This is a genomic window from Synechococcus sp. R55.7, from assembly GCF_047461955.1.
Classification (GTDB): Bacteria; Cyanobacteriota; Cyanobacteriia; order Thermostichales; family Thermostichaceae; genus Thermostichus.
In genome coordinates this window covers 1-1,177 of the sequence record NZ_JANSIC010000366.1, presented here as the reverse complement: position 1 = coordinate 1,177, position 1,177 = coordinate 1, and the positions used below count along the sequence as shown (strand labels likewise).

Here is a 1,177-nt window from a genome sequence, read left to right as displayed (position 1 = left end):
TCAGCATGAGTGCGGGAGTATGTCACGACGGAAGGTGAGGCAGATGGGGGGCTGGCTCAGGCAAAACTGGCTGTGGCAACTGGGGAGAGCCCTTGTGGCTGTTTGGATCGGCTGGGCGGAGGGGAGCGCTGCCTGGGCGAGGGACATGGCGCCGGCTGCCCCTGGAGTCTCCTCTCCCCCTACTTTGCCCATCCCTTGGGAATGGGTGTACGACTTGCAGGAGCAAGCCCGGCAGCGGCAATGCACATTGGTTGGCCTGTTGCGCAGCGATCCCTTGCCGGCGCCGGATCCCCAGTGGCAGGTGTACACACGGCTAGATTTGGTGGCCACGCCTCAGGCTGGTCGGTTGACCAGTGTGTTGTTTGCCGAGAACACCCGTACTCGGGCCTTGCAGGTTATCTATCAAGCCTCAGGGTCGGTGTACGACCCCGTTGAGGCATTGGATTTTGCCATGATCCTGCCTCTAGCCTGGCAGGGGAACACTTTGCTGGCGCGGGAGTACGAAGGCTGGTTCCAGACCGATTTGAGCTGGGATCGGGCGGTGGTCTGGCCTTTGCCCACTGGCTCGACAGGGATCCCACCGGTGCAAATCTGGGATCCGCCGCCGGCGCTGGGGTATGCGCAGCTGCTGGGCTGGGATCCCCAGGCCCGAGAGCGGGTGCTGTTTGCGGTGGCCGATAGCCTTGGAGAGATGCCCCGCTTGGTGAGCGTGGGCCCAGACCGCCAGGTGTTGCTGCGAGCGCCTGCCGTTGCCCTTTCCCCAACTCCCTCTTCTCTACAGGGGTGGCAGGAGATCCGGCCCAAGGGGGGAGAGCCTCTCTGCCACCAAAGCCGTTTTGGGCTGGAGCAGGGAGGGGAAAATGAAAAATTAAACTGAGATGCAGAAGCCTGTGGGAGCGACAACCATGTCCAAACCGGTGGTGCGGCGGGGCTGGCCTCTGGAGGCCTTTGTCGGGGATGTAATCGTCTGTACCCTAGAGGGATCCCATCTGGATCAGGTGACGGAAATCCGAGTCAGCCCGGCGGGTAAAGGGATCCGAGTCAGCTTTGGGGATCCCTTGGGACGCTCTAAGGAACCGGTGCAGGCCAACGCCGAGGCGCTGACGGTTACCTTTGAGATCGATCCCAGCACCTACCCTGGCGAAAAGCGCATTGAGCTGATCTCGCCGGCAGGGCC

Annotated in this window: 2 protein-coding genes; both read left to right on the top strand. The window is 62.5% G+C overall.

Translation table 11 applies throughout. The features are described from left to right. Positions 1 to 877: hypothetical protein (locus NW820_RS12520; RefSeq protein ID WP_414407661.1), on the top strand; the 877-nt coding region annotated here is incomplete at its 5' end. A gap of 28 nt (positions 878 to 905) precedes the next feature. Beyond that, positions 906 to 1,177 (top strand): hypothetical protein (locus NW820_RS12515; RefSeq protein ID WP_414407660.1); only part of this gene is annotated, 272 nt, incomplete at its 3' end.